The following is a 26,757-nucleotide window of genomic DNA, read 5'->3' on the forward strand; positions in this document are numbered from 1 at the left end:
GAGGCTCAGTCCTCGATGCCGCGTTGCGCCGGCACACCGGCGTTGTAGTGGTGCTTGATGAGCTTCATCTCCGTCACCGTGTCCGCCAGGTCCACCAGCTCCTGCGGCGCACCGCGGCCGGTCAGCACGACATTGACATGGCTGGGGCGCGTGCGCAGCACGTCCAGCACCCGGTCCAGGTCCAACCAGCCGTAGCGCAGCGGGTAGGTGATCTCGTCGAGCACGACGAGGAAGTGTTCACCGGCCAGGATGGTGGCGGCCGCACGCTCCCAGCCATCGCGAGCGAGTTGGGCGGAGTGCTCCAGGTCCTTGCTCTTCCAGCTGAAACCATCGCCGAGGCCTTCGATGGGCACGCCGAGCTGCTCGAAGATGCGGTGCTCGCCAAAGCGGGCGCTGGGCACCTTCATGAACTGGTAGATCTTGACGGCCTTGCCACGGCCATGGGCACGCAGCGCCAGGCCGAAGGCCGCGGTGCTCTTGCCCTTGCCGTCGCCGGTGTTGATGAGGATCAGGCCACGGCGGTCACCATCGGGTTTCTCGACCTGACGGTCAACGGGAGGTTTTTCGATTTCCATAGACAGGCTTTCAGACAGAGGGAGTCAAGAGAGCTGGCGCGGGTGCGGGATGGCGGCGAGCTTGCCACAGCCCCCCGGCCGTGAACCACAAGGCCAGCAACACCCACACTAGCAAAGTCGTCATGCGCTCGGCATGACGGGCAAGGGGACCAGGAGGATCCTGGCGCTGCAACAGGATGCCCACCGGAGGCGGCGAGGCGGCAGGTGGCGGGGTCGGCTCGGCGGCACGAGGTGCCTGCGGCCCCACGGTCGGCGGCGACCGCCCGGCATGACCGGGCACCATCCCTGGCGAGGGCACCGTCAACTGGTCTGCCACCCACTGGGTCGCGCCGCGCAGCTCACTGTGGAGCGGCGCTGCTGCAGTGAGCTCACGATACAAGGCAGCCAGATGCTGGCGGGTGGCCTCGTCAGCCTGCCAGTAGCCCATGCGCTGCGCTTGCACCAGGCGCTCGACCGACTGCGCATACGCCTGCGGATGGGTGCGCAGCCACTGCGGCGCGCCCAGCTTGTGTTTGTCCTGCACCAGGACCTCATAGAAACTTTGCCAGTGATCGGGGCGGACCATGCCGCGCGCCGTCACCTGCCAGCCCCAGGTGAACTGCAGGGCCTTGAGCACCTGCAAGGTCCCGGCGTAGCCCTCTTGCTTCTGGGCCTGCAGCCAGCCGGGATGCAGATAGCGCCCCTGCATCTCCAGCGCCATCACGCGTTGAGCCGATTCGGTGCGCACCTCGCTGCCATCGTGCAACTGGCTCACATACAGATCCAGATCACCGGGCTTGCCCGCACTGCGGGCCGCCGCCGCCAAGCCACCCAGGTACTGAAAGGGGTCGTCCGACGTGACCATGGCAAACAGGTTGGAGCTGCGCGACAACAAGGCCGCCTGCGTCTGACGCAGATGGGCGCTCAAGGCCTGGACTGCACTCCCCCGGGGCACATCGGTGAGGGGCACCCCGTCCACATAAGGCTGGCTCATGCGCTGCAAGAACAGGTCGCCCAGTCGTGCGTCGTCCCGCTGGAGCTGGTCGGACTGCACCGCGTCGGCAATGCCGGTGCCATAGTCGCCCATCAGGTTGCCGAACACACGGGCCTGCGCCAGCAGCTGAGCGTGGGGCTCACCCATGCCCGCTCTCTGCAGCTCGCCCAAGACCTGCGCCGTGTTGCGCGCGAGGGCATTGCCGGGTTCGGCCGTCGAGGCCAGCCTCACGCCCTGGTCCACCAAGGCCATCAGCGCCGGAAACTGGTCGCGGTAGGACCCTGTGATGCTCAGCAGCACGTCCACACGTGGGCGCTGCAACTCGCTCAAAGGGATGAGCTGCAAGCGCGTGGGCCGCCCCGCGTCATCCCACACCGGCTTGACGCCCATCGCCACCAGGGCTTGTGCCTCCATGATGCCCTGATGACGCAGGGTCTCCCCCGCCCACAAGGACAAGGCCAGACGCGTGGGTGCCTGGCCACCATGCTCGGCCCGATACTGCTTCAGCCACTCCTGAAACAGGCCTTGGGCCACGTCATACGCGTGGCGGGTGGGCAAGCGACTGGGATCCAGCCCGGTGAGGTTGCGGCCCGTGGGCAAGCTCTCGGGGTTGCGAACCGGATCGCCGCCATAGGCCGCCTCGATGAACCGCCCCTCCAGGGCCCGCAGCAGACCCGGCATCTCCCCTTCGCGTTGCAGCAAGCGGTCCAGGGCCTGCGCGCGCTCGGCCAGCTGACGCAAGGCCGCCTGGTCGATGGGCTGGCGCGCTGCGCGATTGGGCACTGGGCCTTGCACCTTGTCCGAGCGCAAGTCCAGATGACTGGCGGCGTCGGCGTCCACCAAAGCCACCTGCAACCAGCGCGCAGGCCGCGAGGTGGTCAAGGTCTCGTGGTTGATCAGGAAGACCTCGTCGATGTCTTCCCCCAAAGCCTCGATCAAGGGTTTGCGCAATGCCTGCAGGATGGTCTGCTGCCGCTGTGACGCATCGGGCGCGCGACCAAACACGGCCAGCCCTTTGGGTTGCGCGCTTTGGGCCAGCTCATCCAGGTAAGGATGCAAGCGCTCCAGAAAGGCCGCGAAATTGGCCGCGATGGCTTCACGGCTCCACCCCAGGTCGCTGTGCAGATGGTGCGCGACAAACTGATCGACCAAGGCCTTTTCCAGCGCCACCTTGGTGGGCCCGGCATCGACGATTTCCCACTCGTGCATGAGCTCGTGCATGCTGGCCATGCCCGCCGCAAAGCCGGTGGGCGAGAACGAGGGCGTGCGGTGACTGAGCATCAGCGCGCGCCCCCGGCGCTTGGCCGTCAGCGCTTCGCCGAGGTTGTCCACGATGTAGGGATACATGACGGGCACGTCGCCCAAAGGCAGCAGGGCATCGTCCCACACGTCCAGGCCACGTGCCTTGCCCGGTGCCCACTCCTGCGTGCCGTGCGTCCCGAAATGGATCAAGGCATCGGCCTGACGGGCCCACAGGTACACCGCCAGATAGTGGTGAGACAGGGGCGTCTTGCTGCGGTGCATGAAGGGGTTCTGCCCCATGTGCAGGGTCTCCTCACGCGGCGGCTGGGGCAAAACACTGAGCTTGCCCACCTGCAGCCGCGGGATCACGAACACCGGCTCACCGTGCCAGAGGCGCACATAGCGGCTGCGCTCGGGTGGCCCCCACTGCGCTTCGACACGTTGTCGCACCTGCGCCGGCAATTGACGCCACCAGGCCAGGTACTGAGACACCGGCAAGGCAGCGGCCTGCCCCTTGGCCAGCAGCTCGCCCAGATCGGCTTGCGGGTAGTACGCGGCCAGCAAAGGCCGTAAACCGTCGATCCATTCTGGCTCCGGCACGGCCCGGGTGTCATAGCCGGCCTGCGCCAGACCGCCGGACACGACTTCCAGGCTGCGCGGCACATTCAGAAAGGACGCCCCGAAGTTGCTGCCACCGGGCGGGTAGTTGTACACCATCGCGACCAGATGCTTGTCCGCCGCCGGGCGGGTCTGCAGGGCGATCAGGCGTCGTGCCTTGGCAACCACCGCCTCTGCTTGCCGAGGGATCAGGTCAACGCGACGGCCCTGCTCCGCGTGCGCACTCACCATTATGGGATCGATGCCCCCCGCCCCCTCGGGCTGCGCCAGGTAGAAAGGCACATCGGTGGGCGAGAGGCCCTGACTGTCGGCTTGCCACGCCGCCGCATCGCCTGAGCGATACGGCTGGGTCAACAGCAAGGGGGTTCCCCATTGCGCCAACAGCCCCTGCAGGGCGGCACCCTGACTGAGCAATTGGTGCGACACCAGCACACGCGGCATCGCCTGATCGGGCTGCCCCGGCACACCCAGCAGCGTGCGCAAACCGGCGACGTCCACCTGCTGGCCGAACACCGCATACGCCGCCAGGCCCTGCCGCTCGAACAGGCGCACCCATTGATCCAGCCAAGGCGTGCTGCCATTGACGAAGTGATAACGGTGCACCAGGATGGCCACCGTCGGCCGATCGCGCAGGCCCGGTTGCGTGGCCATCCAGCGTGACATGTCGGCCGCGTTGGCCATCCAGGTGGGCGCATCCGGGTGATACAGGCCGCTCGCCGGCCACACCTGGAGCGCGGACACGTCTGGCTCAGGCTCACCTCGCAAGTGAGCCGCCGCCAGCATCATGGCCGAGCGGGTGTTTTGTGCACCACCGGCCCGCAGATACGCGGCCAGACGAGAGGGCAAAGGCGCGGCAGCGCTCACGGTCTCCTCGCCTTCTGACGGCGACACCCACACTACCGGCACGTGCACGCCCTGCAAGGGTCCGCGCAACAAGCGCGACAGGCGCGTCAGCACCGATGCGTGCGGCGCGTCCACACACACCATGGCCGCGCGCTGCAAGGCCGCCGTCAACGCGGTACGCTCGGCATCGGGCAGCTCGGCCGGCCCGCGCAAGGGGAAGTCCAGGTGCTGCACCGACAGCCCCAGAGCCTGCGCCTGCTGCTGGATCAGCGCCGTGCGCGGAGCCGGCGTGATCTCGCCCGTCAGCCACAACACGGTTGCCGGCTGCGGCACCTGCGCCCACACGGCAGACACACTCCCCAGCCAAATCAGCAGACACGCCCAGGCCCAACGCATCAAGGGGCTCCCACCGCCGCGCCCGAGGACCGGCTGCCCGCAGGCTCCGGCACATACACGATCTGACCGTCCTTGAGCTTGTAGGCCACGCCCGCGCGCTCGCCCTGCCCGGCCCCGGCCTGGCCAACGCCCTTGAACTTCACCTCCTGACCGTTCTCGCGCACGATCACTTCCATGTCGGGCGAGCCGGCATTCTTGATGATGGTGACCCGGTCTTCGGCCGTGACGCTGCTCGACTGGGCGGCCACCGCGGTAAGCAAGGCCACCACCAGCACCAGGAAGACGTCGACGAGGTTGACCGCCGAGAGCATCGGATCGTCATCGTCCTCAGCCAGCAGGTGGATGTGCTTCAAGCTCATGCGCCCTCACCCCGGGCCTTGCGCACGGCCAGCAACTCGGCCAGCAGCCAACGCCGGCGCACCGAATAGATGGCCAGGCCCAGGCTGGCCGCCGCCAGCGCCAGCACCACCCCGGCAAAGGCCCCACTGAACACCGACAAGGCCTGCTGACCCTGCCCTGCTGCCACGCTTTGCAGCGCGGGGCCCAAGGGGATCATGGTGGCGATCAAGCCCAGCATCGGGCTGAGCCGGCTGAGCAGGCGGATCGGCTCCAGCTGACGCACCACGGCCAGCTCCAGCTCATCCATGCTCAAGCTGGCATCGCGGGGCAAGCTTGCATAGGCCGGCTGACGCCAGCGTTGCCACGCCTCCATGCCTGTGCGACCGGCCAGCCACACGGCATAGGCAAAACTCAGCCCCACCAGCACCAAGACCGGCCACAGCAGCGACTGCGCGACCTGCGAGAAACCCGATTCAATCCACATGGTTCACGTCCGGCGAAAACAAGGCTGCCACCGCAGCGGGGTTGGAAGGAAAGTACAAATGCAGGAAAGAGGCGTGCAGGCGCCCGATGCGGTAGACCGCTTCCGGCGCACCATTGAGGCGCTGCGGCTCGGTCTGCACCAGCGGCACCAGATCCGACTGCATGCGGGCGTGATGGAAGGTGTGCCCCCGCACTGCCCCCTCGGGCAAGGTCACGCCATGCATGCCCAGATTGACCAGACGCTTTTGCATGCTCGCCTCGCCCGGCACCAGCCCCCACATCGGCGCGCGCTGGCCGCTGTGGTCGGTCAGACCATCGAGCAGGGCCAGCATCCCGCCGCACTCGGCCACGATGGGCTTGCCCTGAGCCTGGTGCGCGGCCATCGCCTCGCGCATGGCGCTGTTGCCAGACAACGCGGCCAAATGCAGTTCGGGATAGCCGCCGGTCAGGTACAGCGCATCGGCGGCGGGCAAAGCCGGGTCGTGCAAGGGCGAGAAATAAACCACGGTCGCGCCCAGCGCCTGCAGCGTGTCGACATTGGCGCGGTACAAAAAGGCAAAGGCCTCGTCGCGACTCACGGCCACCGTCACCCCTTCCAGGCTGCGGGCGCGCACGGTCTGCGACTCGGGCAAAGCGGGCCGGGTGAACACCACGGGCTCCGGCATCTCCGGGTTCAGGCGCCCCAAGGCCTCGGCAGCCCGGTCCAGCCGCGCGTCGATGTCCGCCACCTCGTCGGCCTGCACCAGGCCCAGATGTCGCGAGGGCATGCCCATGGCCTCGTCTCGCGGCAAGCCACCGAACCAGCGCAGCCCCTCCGTCAAGCTCTCGCGCAGCATCTGAGCGTGGGTCTCGCTGCCAATGCGGTTGGCCAGCACGCCCGCAAACTGCAGCCCGGGCCGGTAATGCGCCAAGCCGTAGGCGATGGCGCCAAAGGTCTGCGCCATGGAGGACCCGTCGATGACCGCCATCACCGGCAGCCCCAGGCGCATGGCCAGATCGGCGCTGGAGCTCATGCCGTCATACAGGCCCATCACCCCTTCGACGAGGATCAGGTCGGCCTCCTGGGCGGCCTGCCACAGCAGTTCACGGCAATGCGCCTCTCCGCCCATCCACAGGTCGAGCTGGTAGACCGGGTAACCGCTGGCCCGCTCGAGGATCATGGGGTCCAGAAAATCCGGGCCCGTCTTGAATACACGCACGCGGCGCCCCTGCTGCCGATGCCAGCGCGCCAGCGCCGCGGTGGCCGTGGTCTTGCCTTGCCCGGAAGCCGGTGCGCTGACCAGCAGCGCCGGGCAGGAAATCTGGGAGGAGGTCACGTTGTCACCTTGTCAGAGCAATCAGAATCCGGGCGCTGCGCCGATCGCGGCAGCGCCACCCAATGTCCGCCCACGGCGTGCAGGTCGATGCGGTCGTCGAACACCTGCCGCAAGGCCTGGTGCGCCGCCGCTGCGTGCGTGTCGCCATGGTGCACCACGCGCCCCTGCCGCATCACGATGAGCTCGTCGGCCTGCAAGGCCATGTTCAGTTCGTGCAGCACGCTCACCACGGTCACGCCTGCATCGCGCAGCTCGCGCACGATGTCGAGCCAGTCGGCCTGATGCGGCGGGTCGAGGTGGGCCAGGGGCTCGTCCATCAGCACGATGGGAGCCTGCACGGCCAGCACCCGCGCCAGCAGGACACGCTGGCGCTCGCCCCCCGACAGCTGCCCCATCGGGCGATCGCGCCAGTCCCAGCATTGGGTTTGCCGCATCGCGGCCTGCACGGCGGCCTCGTCCTGCGCCGAGGGCGGCGCCAGCCAGGCCTGATGCGGCAGGCGTCCCAACATCACGACGTCGATGGCCAGCAGGTCATCGGCACCACTTTCAGCCTGCCCCAGCCAAGCCAGCCGCTGGGCTTTGGCCTTGGCCGCCCACTGCGCGAGTGGACGCGACAACAACTGCACCTCGCCCTGACATGGCTGCAGGCCGGCCAAGGTACGCAGCAAGGTGGACTTGCCCGCGCCGTTGGGGCCGACCATGGCCACCCAGCGGCCCACCGGCACGTCAAGGCGGATGTCATGCAGGATGGCATGGCCCTGCAAGCGCACCGACTGGATGCGCGCGCTCAAGGCCACGTTCAACACAGCGGCAGATGCGGTCGTCATGACGTGCCCCCCATGCGGTGCATGCGCCACAGCAGGTAGCCGCCGCCCAGAACCGCTGTCAGCAAGCCTACGGGCAGCTCCAGCGGCGCCCACACCCAGCGCGCCAGGATGTCAGCCGCCAGCAGCAAGATGCCACCGGCCAGCGCCGACAGAACCAGGCGTGGACCCTGCGTGGATTGCACCCGGCTGCGCACAAGATGCGGCGCCACCAGGCCCACGAACGAAATCAAACCGGTCTGGGCCACGGCAGTGCCGGTCGACAGCGCCAGCGCCCCCACCAGCAGCACCCGCACCAGACCCAGTCGCACACCCAAACTGATGGCGGCGGTATCCCCCAGGCTGAGCGCGTCCAGCGCCCGGCTGCAGCCCCAGGCCACCAGCAGCGACACCAGCAACATGGGCCACAGGATCATGACGCTGTCCCAGCCCAGAAAACCCGTCGTACCCAGCATGAAGGCCTGCATGGCACGCATGATGTCCGGCTCCAGCAGCATGATCAGCGCCGTCAAGGCGCCCAGCACCACACCCACCACGACACCAGCCAGCAACAGACGCAGCGTGTGCTGCACGCCTTTGGACAAGACCAGGGTCAGCAACACCGCCAGCACAGCCCCCACGAAGGCGGCGCCGGTCAGCCCCATGCGCACCAGGATGCCCGTCGCTACCGGACTGACGCCAACCAGGCCCAGGAACAAGGCCACGCCCAAGGCTGCCCCCGACGAACTGCCCAACAAATAAGGATCGGCCAACGGGTTGCGAAACAGCCCCTGGGCAATGGCCCCACTGAGGGCCAGCAACGCCCCTGCCAACCAAGCGCCCACGCAACGCGGCGCACGGATATCCCAGGCAATCTGCCAGGCCAGCGGGTCATCGTGGGCCTGCCACGGCGGAGACCAGCCTGTGCTGCCCACGGACAGCCCGACACCGCACAACAGCAAGGACAGCACCACCAGCCCGCCGGCCCAGGCCAACCACCTCATCGTGCGCCCCCTGACGGTACGACACCCTTCAGGCAACGCGCCATGATCTGAGCGGCCTCACCCATGCGCGGACCGGGTCGAGACAACACATTGCCCTCCTCGGCCGAGAACGCGCAGATGCGCTTGTCTTTGACCGCACGGATGCCGGACCAGCCCGGCCGCCCCGGCAAGGTACCGCCATGACGCGCCGACACCATGATCACCTGCGGATCGGCACGCACGATGTACTCCGGATTCAGCTTGGGAAACGGCCCCAACTTGGCCGGCACGATGTTGACCAGCCCCAGGCGGGCCAAGGTGTGACCGATGAAGGAAGACTCGCCTGCCGCGTAGGGTGCGCTGTCCACCTCGTAGTACACGCGCAGGCCGCGCGCCTGCGCCGGCACCTGACGGGCCGCGTTGTTCACCTGCGCCTCCATGCGCTGCCACAGGCGCTCACCGGCAGCCCCCGCCCCCAGCAGCTGCGCCACCTTGGCGGCCACGCGGTGCACGTCTTCGTAGGTCTTGGGCTCCAGCGCCACCACCCTCAGGCCCAGCGCTTCCAGCCGGTCCGTCACACGCGATGAGACCGCCAGCAAGACCACATCGGGCCTCAGCGCCACGATCATTTCGATGTTGGCATCGTCCAGCCCGCCTGTCTTGGGCAGCGCCCGCACCGATGCCGGATGGTTGGAATAGCGGTCCGTGGCCACCACGCGGGCGCACGAACCCAACTCGCACACCGTCTCGGTCAAGGATGGCAGCAAGGAAACGATGCGCTGCGGCGGCGCCGGCAAGTTCACCGTCACGCCGCGGTCATCCGTCACCGTCACGGGGGCGGCATGGCTGCACACCGCACCCAGCGCCAGGACGGCCGCCAGCAGGCGCCGTTTCAGCCCAGCCAAGATCGGATTCATGTGGTGCTCATCCTTGCGAAGCGATGACGGGCCTGGTCCAGGGCTGCCCGGCCACCATCAAGGTCAAATCGGTGCAACGCTGCGCGACGGCCTGATTGAGCCAACCCAGCTCATCGACAAAGGCACGCACCTCGCGCGACAAGGGGATGATCCCCCAGCCCACCTCGTTGGAAACGAACACCACCGGAGACGGCAGCGCCACCAAGGTGGTCAGCAAGGCCTCGCGTTCAGCCCGCCAGGCAGCCTGATCCGCTTGCCCCTCTGCGGGCATCAACCAGTTGGTCAGCCACAGGGTCAGGCAATCGACCAGCAGGAGTCGCCCCGGCGCGGCCTGCTCACGCAGCACACGGCTGAGCGCCAGCGGCTCTTCCACCGTGGTCATGCCGGCCGGCCGTTCGGCCTGGTGACGGGCGATGCGCGCGCGCATCTCGTCGTCCCAGGCCACGGCCGTGGCCACCACCGTCACGCGATGCTCGGGCGAGGCGGTCAGCCATTGCAGCGCCAGCCGCTCGGCATGACGCGACTTGCCGCTGCGCTGCCCGCCCACGATCAGGTGATGACTCATGCTGGTTTCCTTGCGGTGCTCAGGCTCACAGATCCGGCGTCCAGCGCAGACCCGCAAAGACCGTGCGCCCCGGCGAGCTGTAGGTGCGGGCGGTCTCGTAACGCTTGTCCGTCAGATTGTCCACACGCAAGATCAGCTTCCAGTTCTGGGTCAGCTCCTTCTGCGCGTCGACACCCCACAAGACATAGGCACCCAAGCGATTCTTGTTGCTGGCGTCGTCAAAGCGCGCTCCGGCCCACTGCATCTGCGCGCCCCACATCCACTGAGCCCAGCTGGTCTCGGCGCGAACGCTGCCGTGCTGCCGCGAGCGGCGCGCCAGCAGCTTGTCCGTCTCCGCGTTACGAGGGTCGTCCAGATTGAACGACCCCGTCCAGCGCACCGAGGCCAAAGTAACGGCCCCGCTCAACTCGACCCCTCGCAGGGTCGCGCGGCCCACATTGCGATAGCAGCCGTATGTGCTGACACACACGCCGGCATCGCTGTAGTTGATGAGGTCATTCACGCGGCTGTTGAACACCGTCACACCCCATTGCGCGCTACCCGCGTGGTACTGCAAGCCCAACTCACTGGTGCGGCCCTGCTCCGGACGCAGATTGGGTTGGCCATAGTCGCTGAAGCGCTGGTAGAGCGTGGGCGCACGGAACGAGGTGCCCCACGAACCCCGCACACGCCACTGCGCGCTCAGGTCATAGGCGGCCCCGACGGAGCCGGTCACATGCTGGCCAAATGCGCTGTGATGGTCTTCACGGATCGACGTCTGAACGCTCAGATCCTGCCCCTGCCAGTCGTAACCCAGCCCCAATGCACCCGCCCGCTGCACATCCCGGTCGGCCGGCACAGAGGTGTTCTTCAAGCGATCTTCACGGCCCTCCAGCGTGGCCCGCACGGTATGCTCCCCCCAGCTGAACTGGTTGGACCACGAACCGTTGCGCACCTCGGTGCGTGTGATATAGACGGAAGGCCTTGTCTCATAGCGACTGGTGGACTGCCCCACCGTCACCGTGCTGCGCCAGGCATCCAGCCATTGCGCCACCCAGGCGGCCGACACGGTGTCCAGATCATGGATGCTGCGGTCATCAAACTTGCTGCTCACCGACGCGTCGTAACCCGCATTGCTGTGTTGCGACAGCAGGTTCACATGGAAGCTCTGGCGCGCCGACAACTGATACCCGAGACGCGCGTGAGCGCTGCTCGCACGGTAGTCGTCATCGTCCGACGCGCGGGTGCCGGCCTTGGTGTTGTTGCGTGCGGTGAAGCCCGAAGCCCGCGACAGCGTCCCGCCGAGGCTGTACGACCACGAACCGGCGCTCCCTGACAGACTCACATCGCCCTGTGTCAGCCCTCGATTGCCGACTCCCAGGCCCAACGTCATCCGCATCGCCCCCTGCCCCTTGCGGGTGAAGATCTGGACCACGCCGGCAATGGCGTCCGAGCCGTAGATGGCACTGGCAGGCCCACGCACCACCTCAATGCGTTCGATCTCCGACAAAGGCAGCGACTCCCACGTCGCACCACCCGAACCCGACTGGGTGTCCAGGCGAACCCCGTCGACCAACACCAGCAAGTGCCGGGACTCCGCGCCGCGCAAGTAGACGCTGGACGTGCCGTAGACATCTCCGTTACGCACGATCTGAAAACCCGGGAGGGTCTTGAGCACATCGGCCACCCCCGCCCCTGCGTGACGCTCAATGTCGTCCCGCGTGATGACCGACACATCGGCCATCACCTTGTGGAGTGGTTGGGGTTCACGGTTGGCGGTCACCACCACGTCGCTTACCACGTCCTGCGCCCACACCATGGACGGCAACAGAGACAAAACCACGCCACACGCCACGGCCAAGGCCGAACGCACCCCAGGTGCCACACGCACCGAGTTCACACAAAACATGATGGAAATCAAGATACAAGTGCCCGGCCTGCGTCCCCGCAAGCGATGGGCGAAACGACAAGGTCCACCTCAGGTGGACCTGTCCCTTGCTGGCCGGTATCCGGGCTAGGCGATTGCAACCTGTGAGACCTTCCCAGGTCTGTTTCAGACCCAGTGGCAGAGAGCACAAGCGGAGGAGCCGGGATGAACCCGGCGACTCGATCGCCGACCGTTGCGGGGGCAGCGCAGTTCGGGGTGGTGCCATGGACACGAACACCCCTTCTGCTTCCCGTTTAACTGCGCCGAGTGAACCCCGGCGCGAGCACCAACAGGCGCCATTGTAAGACGCCTACAATGTTTGCCTTGTCCTGGCCGCTCGCACCCCACCTCAGGTTGACGCCCCTCAATGTCCAGAATCGACGAACTCACGGACCGCATCGAGCGCCTGCTGCTGCGCCACGAAGAATTGCGACGCACCAATGCCTTGCTCCAGCAGCAATTGACGGTGACCACGCAGGAGCGTGACTCGCTGCGAGCACGCCTGTCGGCAGCCCGCTCGCGCATCGACGCGCTGATCGACAAGCTGCCCCAGGTGGCCGGCGCGGTGCTGGCCGACCCCGATGATGACCTGCCCAAGGCTTGATCACCATGAAACAGATTGAAGTCTCCATCATGGGGCAGAGCTACCTGCTGGGCTGCCCCGACGGTGGCGAAGAGCGCTTGCGTGAAGCCGTGGCCCAGGTGGACCGAGAGATGTGCGCCATCCGCGACACCGGCAAGCTCAAGGCCCGTGAGCGCATCGCGGTGTTGGCTGCGCTGAATTTGGCCTACATCCTGACCGATCGACAGCCACCGGCCCCGACGGTGACCCAGGCCGCAGCGGACACACCATCCGACGCCCTGCCCGCACCGGAGTACCTGGATCAGCTCATCCAGCGTCTGGACCAGGCCCTCGACAGCGACGGCCACCTGCTCTGACCGCGCAACCCGACGGCGGCCGCCCCCACCCCTGTGGTGCCAGTGTGGCGTGTGTGCGATTTGCACGGACGCCCCGAGCGATTCGCCGTAGAATGAAATCGTTCGTCGCGTTCGTGGTTGCTTTGATTTCCTTGAACCGATGCTCTTGGAGCCAGGGCTTGGAACATTGCTGCGCGGGCGTGATCGTCTCGCGTCAGATGAACCCGAAGTGCTGCTGACCTCGCCCACCTGAATCCCACCTGGGTTCAGGAATGCGGCAACCAGTGCGCGGCGAACACCTCATGCGACAACGGCCAGACCCTGCAACAGGATCTGGCCGTTTTTTTCATGGGTCGGACGGCGCCCCTGCGAGCGCCTAGGCGTTCAGGCCGCCGGGACGAACTGGATGCTCGCCAGCGCGATGCGGTTGCCACCCTTGTCACGGGCGCTGGACAAGGCACGATCGGCACTGCGCAGCAGCTCGTCAACGATGCCGGCCGTGTGCGGGAAGCTCGACACGCCCATCGACACAGTGAACGGGATCTGCTGACCGTTGAAGGGCACGATGTGCTCGGCACACTGACGGCGCAACTGCTCCATGCGGGCATGCGCTGTGGCCAGACCAATGCCCGACAGCAAGACGACAAAACGGTCGCCGCCCAGGCGGCACGGCGAATCCATCGCACGGGTGTTGGCACGCAGCAGACGCCCCAGCGATTCGACCACGCGCTCGCAGGCTTCTACGCCATGCAGACGCCGGATCTCGTCCATGTTGTCGATCGCCATCGCCACCAGCGCGAATTCACGCTGCTCGCGGCTGGACAGATCGGCTTCGCGCCGCAACTGCTCATCGAAATGGACCCTGTGGTAGAGACCCGAGGCCGCGTCACGCACCTGATTGTCTTCCATGTCGCGGCGCAAGGCATCGTTGGCCTTTTGCTGCTGCTCCAGTTGCGCCAGCGCCTGGGCAATCTGAGCCTCACGCTGGTGCACATCGGTGATGTCCTGCCAGACAGACAGCAAATGGGGATCGCTGCGCCCGTCCAGCGCCACCTGCTGGCGCCAGACCCGGAAATCGCGACGCGTCCCGCGCAGCTCCATGCGGTGCTCGGAGCGCAGGCCATTGGGCATGGAGGTGGCCTGCACGTCGGCCGCGCGCAAGGCCACAGCCTGTGTGGCGTCGAAGATGTCGGCGTCCTGTGCGCCTTCGAGCTGGTCGTCTCCGGCGTGCAGCAGACGCGAGGCAGCCTCGCTCGCATACACATAGCGCCCCGAATTCAGGTCTTTGACCAGCACGGCCAGCCCGAGTTGATCCAGTGCGCTCAGAACCGCCTGGTGCACGGCACCGCTGTTCAGGACGACGGAGGCAGGTGAGTCGGACATGGAAACCTGTGGGATGAAGGGAGGTGGCACAAGGAAGCGCACAGATCGTCCTTCAAATGACGGGCCGTGGCTGTCCTTCAAACAAGGGATAGGGGACTTTTTACACGACAAATGTGCCCTAATTCACATCGCCGCGCGGCAAAACCGTCACGGCAACGCGACGCCCCCTCTAAAGGAGGTGGGATTGTCCCTGTATCGGACAATGGCCGCCACCTCCGTTGAACAAGTTTGACCACGATGATCAGAATTGCTTTGCTCGGTTGCGGCCTGATGGGCGCCCCGATGTCTCGCCGTCTGTTGGCAGCCGGCTACCCTTTGACGGTATGGAACCGCACGCGGGCCAAGGCCGAGGCACTGGTCGAGGCCGGCGCCACCGTTGCCGACACGCCGGCGGCAGCCGTGACACAGGCGGACCTCGTCATCACCATGCTGGAACATGGCGGGGTGGTGGGCGAGGTGCTGTTCAGCACGGAGTTGGCCAGCGCGGCGCCAGGGCTGCGCCCCGGCACCCTGGTGGTGGACATGAGCTCGATCCTGCCTGAGCAGGCCCAAGACCATGCGCGGCGCCTGGCCGCCTTGGGCGTGTCGGCACTGGATGCACCGGTGTCGGGGGGCACGCTGGGCGCCGAAGCTGGCACGCTGGCGATCATGGCCGGCGGTGAGGCTGCTGATTTCGAGCGCGCACGCGAGGTGCTGTCGGTGCTGGGGCGTCCGGTGCATGTGGGGCCGGCGGGCTCGGGCCAGTTGACCAAGCTGGCCAACCAGATGATTGTCGGCATCACGATTGGCGCCGTGGCCGAAGCGCTGTTGCTGGCGGAGAAAGGCGGTGCCAACCCGGCCAAGGTGCGCGAGGCCCTACGGGGCGGGTTTGCCGAAAGTCGCATCCTGGAGGTGCACGGCCAGCGCATGGTCGAGGGTGACTTTGCCAAGCGCGGGTCGTTGGCGATCCAGCTCAAGGACCTTCGCAATGCGCTGCACACCTCGGCAGGCCTGGGTTTCGATGCCCCCATCACCCAGCACCTGACCGATCTGTACGCCCAGGCGGCCGAACATGGGTTTGCAGACTTGGATCAGTCCGCCTTGTTCAGGGAGTTGCAACGCCGTCAGAGCGGCCAGGCCTGATCACGCTTCAGGCACTGCCGGGCGCATAGCGGCCCATCAGATGGGCCAACTCGACGGCAGACTGCACTTGCAGTTTCTCGAAGATGTTGGCTCGGTGGAATTCCACCGTCCTGGGGGTGATGCCCAGGTGGTCGGCGATGTTCTTGTTGTAGTGCCCTTGCAGCAACTCGTTGAGCACCTCGCGCTCACGCTGGCTGAGGGCCGCCAAGGCCTGCTGGAAACGCAAGCGCTGCTGCGACTCGGTCTGTAGCACCAAGGCTTCGCGGCAAGCCGCCTCGACCTTGTCGACCAGCTGATTGTCCTGAAAGGGCTTTTCCAGGAAGTCCCAGGCGCCATTCTTGACCGCGGCCACCGCCATGCTGAGGTCGCCGTGCCCGGTCAGGAAGAGGATGGGCCAGGGCCATCCTTGGGCTTTGAGCTGCTCGAACGTGGCCAACCCGGAGAGAGGCTCCATCCGGATGTCGAGCAACATGACCCCGCACGCCCATGTGTCGCTGCCTGGGCGCAAGTCAGCCAGAAACTGCTCGCCACCCGACCAGCAACGGGTACGCAGGCCCCGGGAATCGAGCAGCCACGCCAAGCCGTCGCGGAAATCCGCGTCGTCGTCGACGATGTGCACGAGAGGGGTCAGGGGTTCAGAGGCAGCCACAGGGTGAATTGTGCCCCGTGCAGCTCATCGCTGCGCGCCACATCGATGCGACCGCGATGGGCTTCGATGATGGAGCGACAGATGGACAGGCCCATGCCCATGCCGCCATCCTTGCCAGAGGCAAAGGCATCGAAGATGGTATGAACCTGCTCTTCGGGCACACCGGGGCCGTTGTCGGCCACCTGGATGCCGACCATGCCCTCGGCGTGTCGCAGGCGCACCTCGACCCGAGGGCTCTCCTCTGTGGTCTTTCGGGCCCATTCGGTGGCGTTGAGCACGACGTTGTGCAGGGCATGTTCAAGCAGCAGCGCGTCGGCCGGCACGCTCAGCGCGTCGTCCTCGTCGGTGACGTGCCATTGCAGGCGCAGCCCCTCTGGCACGGGCAGCTGCCCGACCACCCGGCCCACAAAGGGGACCAGGGCCAATGGCTGGCGGTTCATGTCCTGGCGGCGGGCAAACGCGTTGACCCGCTGGATGACCCGACCCGCCTTGTCGGCGATTCGGGCCATGCGTTCGACCACAGGGCGCACTTCGTCCAAGGTGATGCTTTGCTGTTGGACGCGGTTGAGCAAGCCGTTGGCGAAGCTGCTGAGCGCCCCAAGTGGCTGGTTGAGTTCGTGGGCCAGGGTGGAAGCGACCTCGCCCACCGCAATGAGGCGCCCGGAGGCTTCCAGCATCTCCTGCTGACGGGCAGCTCGCCGCTCGATGCGTTTGCGCTCGGTGAGGTCGAGGGCCGAATCCATCCACCCCACCACGGTGCCGTCAGGCAGGCTGAGGGGGGCCGCGTGCACGATCACGTCGAGCAGATGGCCATCGCGGTGGCGCCATTGCATTTCGACACCGATCTGCTGGGCGGTGGCGTCGGCCAGATGAGCCTTCAACTGAGCCACTTCGCCCCCCGGCTCGCCCGGCCAGTAGGGCATGAGACCGGTGGTGTGGAGCAAGTCCTCAGCTTGCCAGCCGACCAGGCGACAAAATGCCTGGTTGACATAGAGCAGGCGGCCTTGTGTGTCCCAGGCACGCAAGCCGAGCATGACGGCTTGCTCCATCGCCTGGCGCAGCACGCGCTGTGTTTGGAGTTGCGCTTCCGCGCGCTGGCGACGGGCGGTGTCCCGCCAAAGCGCATAGAGGGCGGCCACCATGGCGAGCAGGCAGAGCAAGGCCACGCCAAAGAACAGGCGAGGGGCAAGCGCGACCTGCGGCACGAGAGCACGCACATCCAGGCTGAGCTGGATGCCCGGCAGGTGAATGGGAACGCTCGTGGCCCCGTCATCGCTGCGGGGGCTCGAGGTATTGGCGCCCCACTCGGGGTGAAGCTGAATGTCGTGATCCTGCGCGAACCAGGGCGGGATGATGCTGGCCAAGGCCTGTTCGAACTGGACCGCAGCGACATGGTCCCCCACGAAGCGGCCCTGGTCAAACTGCGGCACGGCCACCCAGAGGGTGTGGCGCCCTCGTGCGCCGTTCTGCGGCAAGGGGCCTGCGTAGGCCGGTCGCTGGAGCGCATCGGTGGTTGCCAGCATGGCACGCAAGGCCTGGGCGGCCTCCGGGTCGCGCGCCGCGTCCCGCATCTCGGCGGGCCAGTGGGCCACATCGGCTTGGCGTGCGGCGGGCATCCAGGCATGGAACAGGATCACCCCGGCGGTGCGCCAGAGTTGGCCGGCCTTCAGCACGGCGGGGTCGGCCTGCGAGTTGGCGGCTTCGCTGCCCTGCTGTGACTGGCGCGCCCGGGCCATGAGGTCCCCCTCCAGACGCCGAAAGTGAAAGCGCAAGGTCTGATCGAGCCATTGGGCATCGGCCACCCGGCGTCGGTTGGCGTCTTCGGCCTCGACCGAGCGCAGAAACAGCGCCAGACCGGCGATGGAGACCGCCACCAGCAACAGCATGCCTCCCAGCCAGATCATGGCGCGACGATTCCACGCCGAAGACGAAGCAGGCTCCAGCTCCAACAGGGTGAAATCGACAGCGGGCGCAGGCATGGGTGAGGCAGGGGGTTTTGGTTAGGATAGCCGACATGCGTGCGCTCCCCTTCCCTTTGAGGACTCTTGCTCGGCTTGGCCGCCGGAGAGCCGGCGAGCGTGCGACCGAGGCACGTGCACTGCGCCAGTGGGTGAGCGGCTTGTGGCTGTGTGCCGGGATGGTGCTCGGACTGTCCGCCGAGCAGGCCCGGGCCGCGACGACGCCCGAGAAGGTGGTGAGGTTGTCGCACGTGGTCGCGCCAGAGACCCCCAAGGGACGCATGGCCACCCGCTTCCAGGAGCTGGTGGCACAGGCCTCAGGTGGTCGCATCCGTGTTGAGGTCTATCCGGACTCGCAGCTATACGGTGACGATGACGAGATGGAAGCGTTGCAATTGGGAGCGGTGGAAATTCTGGCGCCGTCGCTGTCCAAATTTGGCGCAGCCGGGGTGCCTGAGTTCGATGTGTTTGACCTGCCCTTTCTGTTTGACACGCTGTCGCAGGTGCGTTGCGTGACTCAGGGGCCGATTGGTCAGCGCTTGCTCGACAGCCTGGCACGCCAGCAGATGGTGGGGCTGGGGTTTCTGGACAATGGTTTCAAGCAGATGAGTGCCCAGCGCCCGCTGCGGGAGGTGGCCGATTTCCGGGGCTTGCGGCTGCGCATCCAGTCGTCACGGGTGCTGGCCGCACAGATGAAGGCACTGGGCGCGCATCCGGTGGTGCTACCGTTTGGCGAGACACGGCGAGCCTTGGCCGAGGGGGTGGTCGACGGTGCCGAGAATCCCTTGTCGAATTTCCTGACGCAGGGACTGGCTCCGGTGCAGCGCGTGATCACGCTGACCGACCATGGCTATCTGGGCTATGCGGTGGTGACCAACCCGCGCTTTTGGGCACGGCTGGAGCCCGCTGACCGCGCTTTGCTGCAACGCGCCCTGCAACAAGCCCTGGCCGAGGGCAATGCGCAGGCGGCCGCACTCAATGCGCAGGCGCTGGCCACACTGAAGGAGACGGCCGGCGTGCGGGTGGTGAGCCTGAGTGCGACCCAACGGGTCGCCTTGCGGCGGGCGGTGCAGCCGGTGCAAGCCGATTTCGCACGGCGCGTGGGGGCACCTTTATTGCGCGATGTGACAAATCAGTGCCTTCAACCCCGTTAAGGGTATACCCGCCTGTTGAACGCCACAGTTGGCGCATGCGGGGGGGCTGGGTATCGTTCGCGCCATTCCGCCCCCAGGGTTGAATGGCACGCGCCGAAGGACTGTGTGCGATCCCCTGGGCACCTTCCCTTCCCACCCAAGGCCAGCGCCATGTCACAGACCTCCGCACGCAAGCCGCTCTACAAATCCCTCTATGTCCAAGTGCTGATCGCCGTTGTGATCGGCGTGATGCTGGGCCACTTCGCACCGGAAGTCGGCGCCAAGATGAAGCCCCTGGGCGATGGGTTCATCAAGCTGATCAAAATGATCATCGCACCGATCATTTTCTGTACCGTGGTGGTGGGCATCGCGGGCATGGAGGACATGAAACGCGTGGGCAAGACCGGTGGCCTGGCCCTGCTGTACTTCGAGGTGGTGTCGACCATTGCCCTGGTCATCGGTCTGGTGGTGGTGAACGTGCTGCAACCGGGTTCGGGCATGCACGTGGATCCGAACACGCTGGACACCAAGGGCATCGCCGCCTACACGGAACCCGGCAAGATGCAGGGCACGGTGGATTTCCTGCTGCACGTGATCCCGACGTCGGTGGTGGACGCCTTTGCCAAGGGTGAGATCCTGCAGGTGCTGCTGTTCTCGGTGCTGTTCGGCTTTGCGCTGCACAAGTTCGGTGGCCGCGGCACCATGGTGTTCGACTTCATCGAGAAGTTCTCTCATGTGTTGTTCGACATCGTCGGCATCATCATGAAGGTGGCTCCGATCGGTGCCTTTGGCGCGATGGCTTTCACCATCGGCAAGTACGGCGTCGATTCGCTGTTCTCGCTGGGCAAGTTGATGGGCGCGTTCTACATGACCTGCCTGCTGTTCATCTTCGTTGTGCTGGGTCTGATCACCCGCCTGCATGGCTTCAGCATCGTCAAGTTCATCCGCTACATCAAGGAAGAGCTGCTCGTGGTGTTGGGCACCTCGTCGTCGGAATCGGTGCTGCCGCGCATGATGGAGAAGATGGAAAACCTGGGCGCCCGCAAGTCGGTGGTGGGCCTGGTGATTCCCACGGGTTACTCCTTCAACCTTGACGGCACCTCGATCTACCTCACGATGGCGGCTGTCTTCATCTCGCAAGCAACCGACACGCCGATGACGCTGACACAGCAGCTGACTTTGCTGGCCGTGCTGTTGCTGACTTCGAAGGGCGCAGCCGGCATCACGGGCAGTGGTTTCATCGTGCTGGCGGCCACCTTGTCGGCGGTGGGTCATGTGCCGGTGGCAGGCTTGGCCTTGATCCTGGGCATTGACCGTTTCATGTCGGAAGCCCGCGCCCTGACCAACCTGGTGGGCAACGGTGTGGCGACCCTGGTGGTGGCCAAGTGGACCGGAGATCTGGACGTGGACAAGCTCAACCATGGCTTGAACAACCCTTCCGCAGAAGAGGCCGACGAGCCCGAGCTCATCCTGGACCAACAGGTTGCCCACATGGCCGTGACGCCCCAGAAGGGCTGATCCTCGCGATGTGACACGGAGCCGCCCCTACCGGGCGGCTTTCTCGTTTCTGGGTAGGCCGCACCAGTCACACGCGGCGGATGAGGTTGCGCCGACACGGCACGGTGCCGAGCGGCCAGAAGCGGCGGTTGCCCCAGAGCCTGCGCCAGCTGCGATACTGCCGTCCACTGCTTTGTGATATTCGGACGGAACGATGTGCACCATTTGCGGATGTGAATCGGCGCAGGCCCATGCGCCTCATGCCCACGGTCATGCTCACACCCACGAGCATGGGCACGAACATGGGCATGCAGACACCCACGCACACGCCCACGATGCAGCCGCAGGCCACACGCATGGCGACATGCACACCCGCGTGCTGCAACTGGAGCAGGACATCCTGGCTGGCAACCAGCACATGGCCGACCACGTGCGTGCGCACCTGGCCAGCCAGCACACCCTGGCCTTGAACCTGGTGTCCAGTCCTGGCTCGGGCAAGACCACACTGCTGGTCGAAACCGTGGCGCGCCTGAAGGCACAGCAGCGCCCGGTGGCCGTGATCGAAGGTGACCAGCAGACCAGCTTCGATGCCGAGCGCATCCGCGCCACCGGCGTGCAGGCCGTGCAGATCAACACCGGCAAGGGCTGCCATCTGGACGCGCGCATGGTGCACGATGCCCTGCACGATCTGCCTACCCTGCCGCATGGGGTGCTGATGATCGAGAACGTGGGCAATCTGGTCTGCCCGGCCGGTTTTGACCTGGGCGAACGCGCCAAGGTGCTGGTGTTCTCGGTGACCGAGGGTGAAGACAAGCCGCTGAAGTACCCGGACATGTTCCAGGCCGCTGGCCTGATCCTGCTGCACAAGTGCGACCTGTTGCCACATGTGCGCTTCGACGTGGCGCGGGCGCTGGACTTTGTCCGCCAGGTGAACCCGGACGCCCCGGTGATCCAACTGTCGAGCACCACCGGCGAAGGGTTTGACGCATGGATGGCCTGGATCGACGCACAGTGCGCCGCCGCCTGATTCTGCGCGGACAGGTTCAAGGCGTGGGCTGTCGGCCCTGGGTCTGCCAGCAGGCCCGCGCGCTGGGCGTGCGAGGCTGGGTGCGCAACACCGCAGAGGGCGTGGAGTTGCTGGCGGAAGGCAGCGAGGCGGACGTCGCCCGTTTGGTCGACTGCCTGCCCCAACTGCCCCCGCCGGGTCGCGTGGACGAATGGCTGGACGTGGACGCTTTCGCTCCGGGTGTGCCGCCCGCCCCTGAAGGCGAGTTCGCCATCCTGACCAGCCCGAGCTCGCACGCTTCGGCTCCCGTGCATGCCTTGCTCGGCGCAGACCTGGCGGTGTGCGACACCTGCCTGGCCGAGCTGTTCGACCCCACGAACCGCCGCTGGCGCCACCCCTTCGTCCACTGCCCGCAGTGTGGACCGCGCTACGCCGTCACGCGGCGCCTGCCGTTTGACCGGGCGAACACCTCGCTGGCCAACTTCCCGCTGTGCCCCGCTTGTGACGCCGAGGTGCACGACCCGCGGGACCGGCGCTTCCATGACCAGACCCAGGCCTGCCCGGACTGCGGGCCGCGCCTGTCGCTGTTCCGTTCCAACGGCGAAGCGGTGCCTGGCGATGCCATCGCGCAAACTTGGGACGTGCTGGCCGGTGGTGGCATCGTGGCGCTGCAGGGCGTGGGCGGTTTTCACCTGTGTTGCGATGCGCGCCAGCCTGAGGCGGTGGCGCGACTGCGTCAGCTCAAACGGCGCCCCACCAAGCCTTTGGCAGTGATGGCGGCGAACGTCGCGTCCGTGCAGGACTGGGTGCAGGTGTCACCGGACGAAGCGTGCTGGCTGACCTCGCCCGAGCGGCCCATCGTGCTGCTGAACCAGCGGCCCCACCTTACTGCGCCCTGCCCTGGCCTGGCCCCGCATCTGCACACTCTGGGCGTGATGCTGCCCTACACGCCGGTGCACCACCTGCTGTTTCACGAGGCTGCCGGGCGACCGACTGGCCCCGACTGGCTGCACGCCGCACAGCCCACCTGGCTGGTGATGACCAGTGGCAATGCGCCGGGCGAGCCCCTGGTCATCGACCATGACCATGCGTGGCGCGAGCTGGCCCCGATGGCCGATGCCCTGCTGCTGCACAACCGGGCCATCACCGCCCGCAACGACGATTCGGTGCTGCGTGTGCGACCTGACGGCAGTGCCTGCTGGCTGCGCCGGGGGCGGGGGTATGCACCGTTGCCTTTGCAATGGCCCTCACAACAAGATGCCCCCCCACCCACCGTGCTGGCGCTCGGTGGAGAGCTCAAAGCCACGCTGTGCCTCAGCACGCCGCATGCCTCCGGCGACACACAGGTCTTTGTCTCCCCCCATGTGGGCAACCTCGACAACGCCGGCACCCGACTGGCCTTTGAAGCCTTGGCCTGCCAATGGCCCGCCTGGCGGCAGGTGCACCCCAGCGCCCTCGCCTGCGATCTGCATCCGGACTTCTACAGCAGCCGCCTCGCCGCCGAGTGGGCCGCACAAGCGGACTTGCCGCTGATCCCCGTACAGCACCACCACGCCCACATCGCTGCAGTGCTGGCCGAGCATGCGCACGATCCGGCCAGCCTGCAGCCCGTGATCGGCTTAGCCCTGGACGGTCACGGCCTGGGTGCCGACGGCCAGGCTTGGGGTGGCGAGTTGCTGTGGGTGCACCGCGACCAATGCCAGCGCCTGGGGCACCTGCACCCACTGCCCCTGCCGGGCGGAGAGCGCGCCGCCCGCGAGCCCTGGCGCCTGGGCGTGGCCCTGCTGCACACTCTGGGCCGTGGCGACGAGATTGCGGCCCGTTTCGCCGACCAGCCTGGTGCGGGCCTGTTGCGCACCTGGCTGACACAGGCCCACGCCGGGGACACGCCGTCGTCCTCGCCCACGGCACTGCCGCGCAGCACCAGCCTAGGCCGTCTGTTCGATGCCGCGTCCGGTGTGCTGCGCGTGCTTGATCGCTCTGGCCACGAAGGCGATGCAGCCATGCGACTGGAAAGCCTGGCAGCCCGCGCTGCGCAGCGCCTGCCCCTGCCGACCGCGCCCACCTTCTCACCTGTGCCCCTCTCCGAGTGGCCATCTTCAGCATCGACGCCTTCGGTTCCATGCCCGCCATCGGTGCTGGACTGGCGACCGCTGATGCACTGGCTGTGCGACCGGGCAAACGCCTCGCCTGCCAGCACCAATCCTGCTGCGCAGGTGGGCCGCACCGCGGCCATCTTCCACCTCACGCTAGCGAGGGACCTGGCCGCCTGGACCATCGAGGCCTGCCAACACCACAACATCGCCACCGTGGTGCTCAATGGCGGCTGCCTGGCCAACCGCCTGCTGGACGACGCCTTGACCCAGCATTTGCAAGATGCCGGACTGCGCGTCTGGCGCGCCAAGCACTATCCTTGTGGCGATGGCGGTTTGAGCCTGGGCCAGGCCTGGGTCGCCCACCACCGCCTCACCGTGCCCGTCACCCCCACTGCCTGACATCCACGCCACCATGTGCCTCGCCCTGCCCGCTCGTGTGATTTCGCTGGACGCCACCGGTCTGTCAGGCCAGGTGGACCTGGGCGGCGTGCGCAAAGCCGTGTCCTTCGCGCTGCTGGACGAAGTCGCCGTGGGGGACCATGTGATCGTGCACGTGGGCTACGCCCTCAGCCGACTCGACCCGGACGAAGCCGCCCAGACCCTGGCCCTGTTTGCCGACTTGGCCGTGCATCACGCCAACAACGACCCACGCGTTCCCAGCCTCCCAGGAATCTCCAGTGCAACAACTGCCCTCACCGCGCACAGCACTCCCGAGGGCGACGCATGAAATACGTCAGCGAGTTCCGCGACCCCACGCTGGCCCGCCATCTGGCGCAGAAACTGGCCGACGCCGTCCAGCCCGGTCGCACCTACCGCTTCATGGAATTCTGCGGCGGCCACACCCATGCACTCGCCCGCTACGGTGTGCTCGACCTGCTGCCCCCGCAGATACAGATGATCCACGGCCCCGGCTGCCCGGTCTGCGTCCTGCCCATCGGCCGCATCGACATGGCCATCGAGCTCGCACAGCGCCCCGGCGTCATCCTGGCCAGCTATGGCGACACCCTGCGCGTGCCCGCCTCCGGTCAGCTCAGCCTGATCCGCGCGCGCGCCCAGGGTGCCGATGTGCGCATCGTCTATGCGGTGGACGACGCCCTGGCACTGGCCCGTGCCCATCCCGACCGCGAAGTCGTGTTCCTGGCCATCGGCTTCGAGACCACCACCCCGCCTACCGCCGTGGCCCTGCAAACCGCCCAGCGCGAAGGCCTGCACAACTTCAGCGTGCTGTGCAACCACGTGCTCACGCCCGCGGCCATGCACGCCATCCTCGATCAGCCCGAGCACGTCCCGCTCGACGGCCTGGTCGGTCCCGCCCACGTCTCCACCATCATCGGCTCGCAGCCCTACGAAGTGTTCGCATCGCGCTACGACCTGCCCGTGGTCATCGCCGGTTTCGAGCCACTGGACATGATGCAGGCCATCCTGATGCTGGTGCAGCAGGTCAACGAAGGCCGCGCCGAGGTCGAAAACGAATTCACCCGCGCCGTCACCCCACAGGGCAACACGCGTGCCCAAGCCCTGGTGCATGAGGTGTTCGAGCTGCGCGACGACTTTGCCTGGCGTGGCCTGGACCGCATCCCCGACAGCGCCCTGCGCCTGCGACCTGCCTACGCCCGCTTCGACGCCGAGCAGCGCTTTGGCCTGCACGACCGCAGCGTGCCCGACCACCCCCAATGCCTGTGCGGCCCCATCCTGCGCGGCCAGCGCCAGCCGGTGGACTGCAAGCTCTTCGGCACCGTCTGCGCCCCTGACAACCCGATGGGCGCCTGCATGGTCAGCTCGGAAGGCGCCTGCGCGGCCCACTACGCCTACGGCCGCCACCGCGCGCCGACAGCAGCCCGTGCCTCCACAGCAGGCGCCCCGACACCCGCTGATCCCACAGCGTCCCGCCTCTCATGAGCCTCGCCAAACACGGCTACGTGCGCCCCCTCGACCTCAAGCAAGGTCGCATCGACCTGACCCATGGTGCGGGCGGCCGCGCCAGCCACCAGCTCGTTCAAGAGGTGTTCCATCCCGCGTTCGCACGCACCTGGACCCATCTTCAAGACCCACACGGCCAGCCCTGGCAACCCGGCAGCGACGACGGTGCCGTGCTGCCCATGCCCTCTGATCTGCCCGCCGGACACCGCCTGGTCCTCGCCACCGACGCACACGTGGTCTCCCCGCTGTTCTTTCCCGGCGGCGACATCGGCCAGCTCGCCGTGCACGGCACCGTCAACGACCTGGCCATGATGGGCGCCACGCCCCTGCACCTCACGGCCAGCGTCATCCTCGAAGAAGGCCTGCCGCTGGCCGACCTCGTGCGCATCGCCCGCTCCATGGCCGATGCGGCTTGTGAGGCCGGTGTGGCCATCGTCACCGGCGACACCAAGGTGGTCGAGCGCGGCAAAGGCGACGGCGCCTACCTCAGCACCACCGGCCTTGGCTGGGTCGCCCCCGGCGTGCGCTTGTCAGGCGCCAACATCCAGGTGGGCGACGCCGTCGTGCTGTCAGGATCCATCGGCGAACACGGCCTGGCCGTGCTCAGCCAGCGCGAGGGCCTGCAGTTCGAGTCCCCCATCGTCTCCGACACCGCCCCCTTGAACAGCCTGGTGCACGCCATGCTGGGCTGTGGTGCCCGCCTGCGCGTCTTGCGTGACCCCACCCGCGGCGGCGTGGCCACCACCCTCAACGAAATTGCCGCCGCCTCGGGCGTGGGCATGGTGCTCAACGAAGCCGCCATCCCCCTGCAGCCCGCCGTGCAAGGCGCCTGCGAGCTGATGGGACTGGACCCGCTCTACCTCGCCAACGAAGGCAAGCTGCTGGCCCTGTGCCACCCGGACGACGTCAACACCCTCCTGGCCACCCTGCACGCTCACCCGCTCGGCACCCAGGCCCGTTGTATTGGCACCGTCACCGAAGACCCCCATCATTTCGTGCAGATGCGCACCGCCTTCGGTGGTTGTCGTATGCTGGACTGGTTGATGGGTGACCCTCTGCCTCGCATCTGCTGACACCTCGCCACACGGTTCACCCGCCACCCCACACAGGAGCGCA

23 protein-coding genes and 1 riboswitch are annotated in these 26,757 nt (G+C 66.9%); of the genes, 10 read left to right on the forward strand and 13 right to left on the reverse strand.

Going from position 1 to position 26,757, the window contains the following annotated elements; translation table 11 throughout:
• Positions 1-5: 5 nt before the first annotated feature.
• Genes cobO through WIT60_RS10760 form a run of 10 tightly spaced genes read right to left on the reverse strand, consistent with a single transcriptional unit; the run spans position 6 to position 11,941 of the window.
• Positions 6-575, reverse strand: coding sequence for a cob(I)yrinic acid a,c-diamide adenosyltransferase (gene cobO, locus WIT60_RS10715; protein WP_339583915.1), 570 nt, complete (start codon positions 573-575; stop codon positions 6-8).
• 10 nt (positions 576-585) lie between these two features.
• Positions 586-4,647, reverse strand: a complete 4,062-nt coding sequence (gene cobN / locus WIT60_RS10720) for a cobaltochelatase subunit CobN (RefSeq protein WP_339583916.1) — start codon at positions 4,645-4,647, stop codon at positions 586-588.
• Entirely contained in the window at positions 4,647-5,006 is a 360-nt protein-coding gene (locus WIT60_RS10725; protein ID WP_339583917.1) for a DUF2149 domain-containing protein, read from the reverse strand. The genes cobN and WIT60_RS10725 overlap by 1 nt, the downstream gene beginning before the upstream one ends.
• On the reverse strand, positions 5,003-5,470 hold the full coding sequence (locus WIT60_RS10730) for a hypothetical protein (RefSeq protein WP_339583918.1): 468 nt from the start codon (positions 5,468-5,470) through the stop codon (positions 5,003-5,005). The genes WIT60_RS10725 and WIT60_RS10730 overlap by 4 nt, the downstream gene beginning before the upstream one ends.
• Positions 5,460-6,785 (reverse strand): cobyrinic acid a,c-diamide synthase CobB, encoded by a 1,326-nt coding sequence (locus WIT60_RS10735; protein WP_339583919.1) that lies wholly within the window; start codon positions 6,783-6,785, stop codon positions 5,460-5,462. The genes WIT60_RS10730 and WIT60_RS10735 overlap by 11 nt, the downstream gene beginning before the upstream one ends.
• On the reverse strand, positions 6,782-7,612 hold the full coding sequence (locus WIT60_RS10740) for an ABC transporter ATP-binding protein (protein ID WP_339583920.1): 831 nt from the start codon (positions 7,610-7,612) through the stop codon (positions 6,782-6,784). The genes WIT60_RS10735 and WIT60_RS10740 overlap by 4 nt, the downstream gene beginning before the upstream one ends.
• A complete protein-coding gene (locus tag WIT60_RS10745; protein WP_339583921.1) occupies positions 7,609-8,592 on the reverse strand; it encodes a FecCD family ABC transporter permease in 984 nt (327 codons plus the stop codon). The genes WIT60_RS10740 and WIT60_RS10745 overlap by 4 nt, the downstream gene beginning before the upstream one ends.
• Positions 8,589-9,488 carry an ABC transporter substrate-binding protein gene (locus tag WIT60_RS10750; RefSeq protein WP_339583922.1) on the reverse strand — a complete coding sequence of 300 codons (900 nt, stop codon included), beginning with the start codon at positions 9,486-9,488 and terminating at the stop codon, positions 8,589-8,591. The genes WIT60_RS10745 and WIT60_RS10750 overlap by 4 nt, the downstream gene beginning before the upstream one ends.
• A 7-nt stretch (positions 9,489-9,495) precedes the next feature.
• On the reverse strand, positions 9,496-10,053 hold the full coding sequence (gene cobU / locus WIT60_RS10755) for a bifunctional adenosylcobinamide kinase/adenosylcobinamide-phosphate guanylyltransferase (RefSeq protein ID WP_339583923.1): 558 nt from the start codon (positions 10,051-10,053) through the stop codon (positions 9,496-9,498).
• Between the two features lie 25 nt (positions 10,054-10,078).
• Positions 10,079-11,941, reverse strand: coding sequence for a TonB-dependent receptor domain-containing protein (locus WIT60_RS10760; protein WP_339583924.1), 1,863 nt, complete (start codon positions 11,939-11,941; stop codon positions 10,079-10,081).
• A gap of 74 nt (positions 11,942-12,015) precedes the next feature.
• A riboswitch (cobalamin riboswitch) is annotated at positions 12,016-12,265 on the reverse strand.
• Positions 12,266-12,326: 61 nt separating this feature from the next.
• On the opposite strand from WIT60_RS10760, the gene WIT60_RS10765 reads away from it, so the two are divergent.
• Both WIT60_RS10765 and WIT60_RS10770 read left to right on the forward strand, forming a co-directional pair.
• Positions 12,327-12,563: a cell division protein ZapB gene (locus WIT60_RS10765; protein ID WP_339583925.1), complete on the forward strand. Its 237-nt coding sequence runs from the start codon at positions 12,327-12,329 to the stop codon at positions 12,561-12,563.
• Positions 12,564-12,568: 5 nt separating this feature from the next.
• A complete protein-coding gene (locus WIT60_RS10770) occupies positions 12,569-12,898 on the forward strand; it encodes a cell division protein ZapA (RefSeq protein ID WP_339583926.1) in 330 nt (109 codons plus the stop codon).
• A gap of 363 nt (positions 12,899-13,261) precedes the next feature.
• Here the strand turns inward: WIT60_RS10770 and WIT60_RS10775 are convergent, their stop codons facing one another.
• The gene (locus WIT60_RS10775; RefSeq protein WP_339583927.1) at positions 13,262-14,260 is read right to left on the reverse strand and encodes a GGDEF domain-containing protein; all 999 of its coding nucleotides are present in this window, start codon (positions 14,258-14,260) and stop codon (positions 13,262-13,264) included.
• 237 nt (positions 14,261-14,497) lie between these two features.
• Here WIT60_RS10775 and WIT60_RS10780 point away from each other — a divergent pair, with 237 nt between their 5' ends.
• Positions 14,498-15,382, forward strand: a complete 885-nt coding sequence (locus WIT60_RS10780; protein ID WP_339583928.1) for an NAD(P)-dependent oxidoreductase — start codon at positions 14,498-14,500, stop codon at positions 15,380-15,382.
• Between the two features lie 7 nt (positions 15,383-15,389).
• On the opposite strand, the gene WIT60_RS10785 is transcribed toward WIT60_RS10780, so the two are convergent.
• Entirely contained in the window at positions 15,390-16,001 is a 612-nt protein-coding gene (locus tag WIT60_RS10785; RefSeq protein WP_339583929.1) for a response regulator transcription factor, read from the reverse strand.
• Between the two features lie 8 nt (positions 16,002-16,009).
• Positions 16,010-18,010 (reverse strand): two-component system sensor histidine kinase NtrB, encoded by a 2,001-nt coding sequence (locus WIT60_RS10790; RefSeq protein WP_339583930.1) that lies wholly within the window; start codon positions 18,008-18,010, stop codon positions 16,010-16,012.
• A 35-nt stretch (positions 18,011-18,045) separates the two neighbouring features.
• Between WIT60_RS10790 and WIT60_RS10795 the strand changes: the two genes are divergently transcribed.
• From WIT60_RS10795 to hypE, 7 genes are all read left to right on the forward strand, one after another.
• On the forward strand, positions 18,046-19,143 hold the full coding sequence (locus tag WIT60_RS10795) for a DctP family TRAP transporter solute-binding subunit (protein ID WP_339583931.1): 1,098 nt from the start codon (positions 18,046-18,048) through the stop codon (positions 19,141-19,143).
• Between the two features lie 150 nt (positions 19,144-19,293).
• Positions 19,294-20,640, forward strand: a complete 1,347-nt coding sequence (locus WIT60_RS10800; RefSeq protein ID WP_339583932.1) for a dicarboxylate/amino acid:cation symporter — start codon at positions 19,294-19,296, stop codon at positions 20,638-20,640.
• Between the two features lie 343 nt (positions 20,641-20,983).
• Entirely contained in the window at positions 20,984-21,646 is a 663-nt protein-coding gene (gene hypB / locus WIT60_RS10805; RefSeq protein WP_339583933.1) for a hydrogenase nickel incorporation protein HypB, read from the forward strand.
• Positions 21,607-24,120 carry a carbamoyltransferase HypF gene (hypF, locus tag WIT60_RS10810; RefSeq protein ID WP_339583934.1) on the forward strand — a complete coding sequence of 838 codons (2,514 nt, stop codon included), beginning with the start codon at positions 21,607-21,609 and terminating at the stop codon, positions 24,118-24,120. The genes hypB and hypF overlap by 40 nt, the downstream gene beginning before the upstream one ends.
• A 13-nt stretch (positions 24,121-24,133) precedes the next feature.
• Positions 24,134-24,448 carry a HypC/HybG/HupF family hydrogenase formation chaperone gene (locus WIT60_RS10815; RefSeq protein WP_339583935.1) on the forward strand — a complete coding sequence of 105 codons (315 nt, stop codon included), beginning with the start codon at positions 24,134-24,136 and terminating at the stop codon, positions 24,446-24,448.
• Positions 24,445-25,620: a hydrogenase formation protein HypD gene (hypD, locus tag WIT60_RS10820; protein ID WP_339583936.1), complete on the forward strand. Its 1,176-nt coding sequence runs from the start codon at positions 24,445-24,447 to the stop codon at positions 25,618-25,620. Before WIT60_RS10815 ends, hypD begins: the two co-directional genes overlap by 4 nt.
• Entirely contained in the window at positions 25,617-26,714 is a 1,098-nt protein-coding gene (gene hypE / locus WIT60_RS10825; RefSeq protein ID WP_339583937.1) for a hydrogenase expression/formation protein HypE, read from the forward strand. The genes hypD and hypE overlap by 4 nt, the downstream gene beginning before the upstream one ends.
• Positions 26,715-26,757: the final 43 nt, after the last annotated feature.

This window comes from Aquabacterium sp. G14, from assembly GCF_037482285.1.
In the GTDB taxonomy this organism is placed as follows: Bacteria; Pseudomonadota; Gammaproteobacteria; order Burkholderiales; family Burkholderiaceae_C; genus Aquabacterium.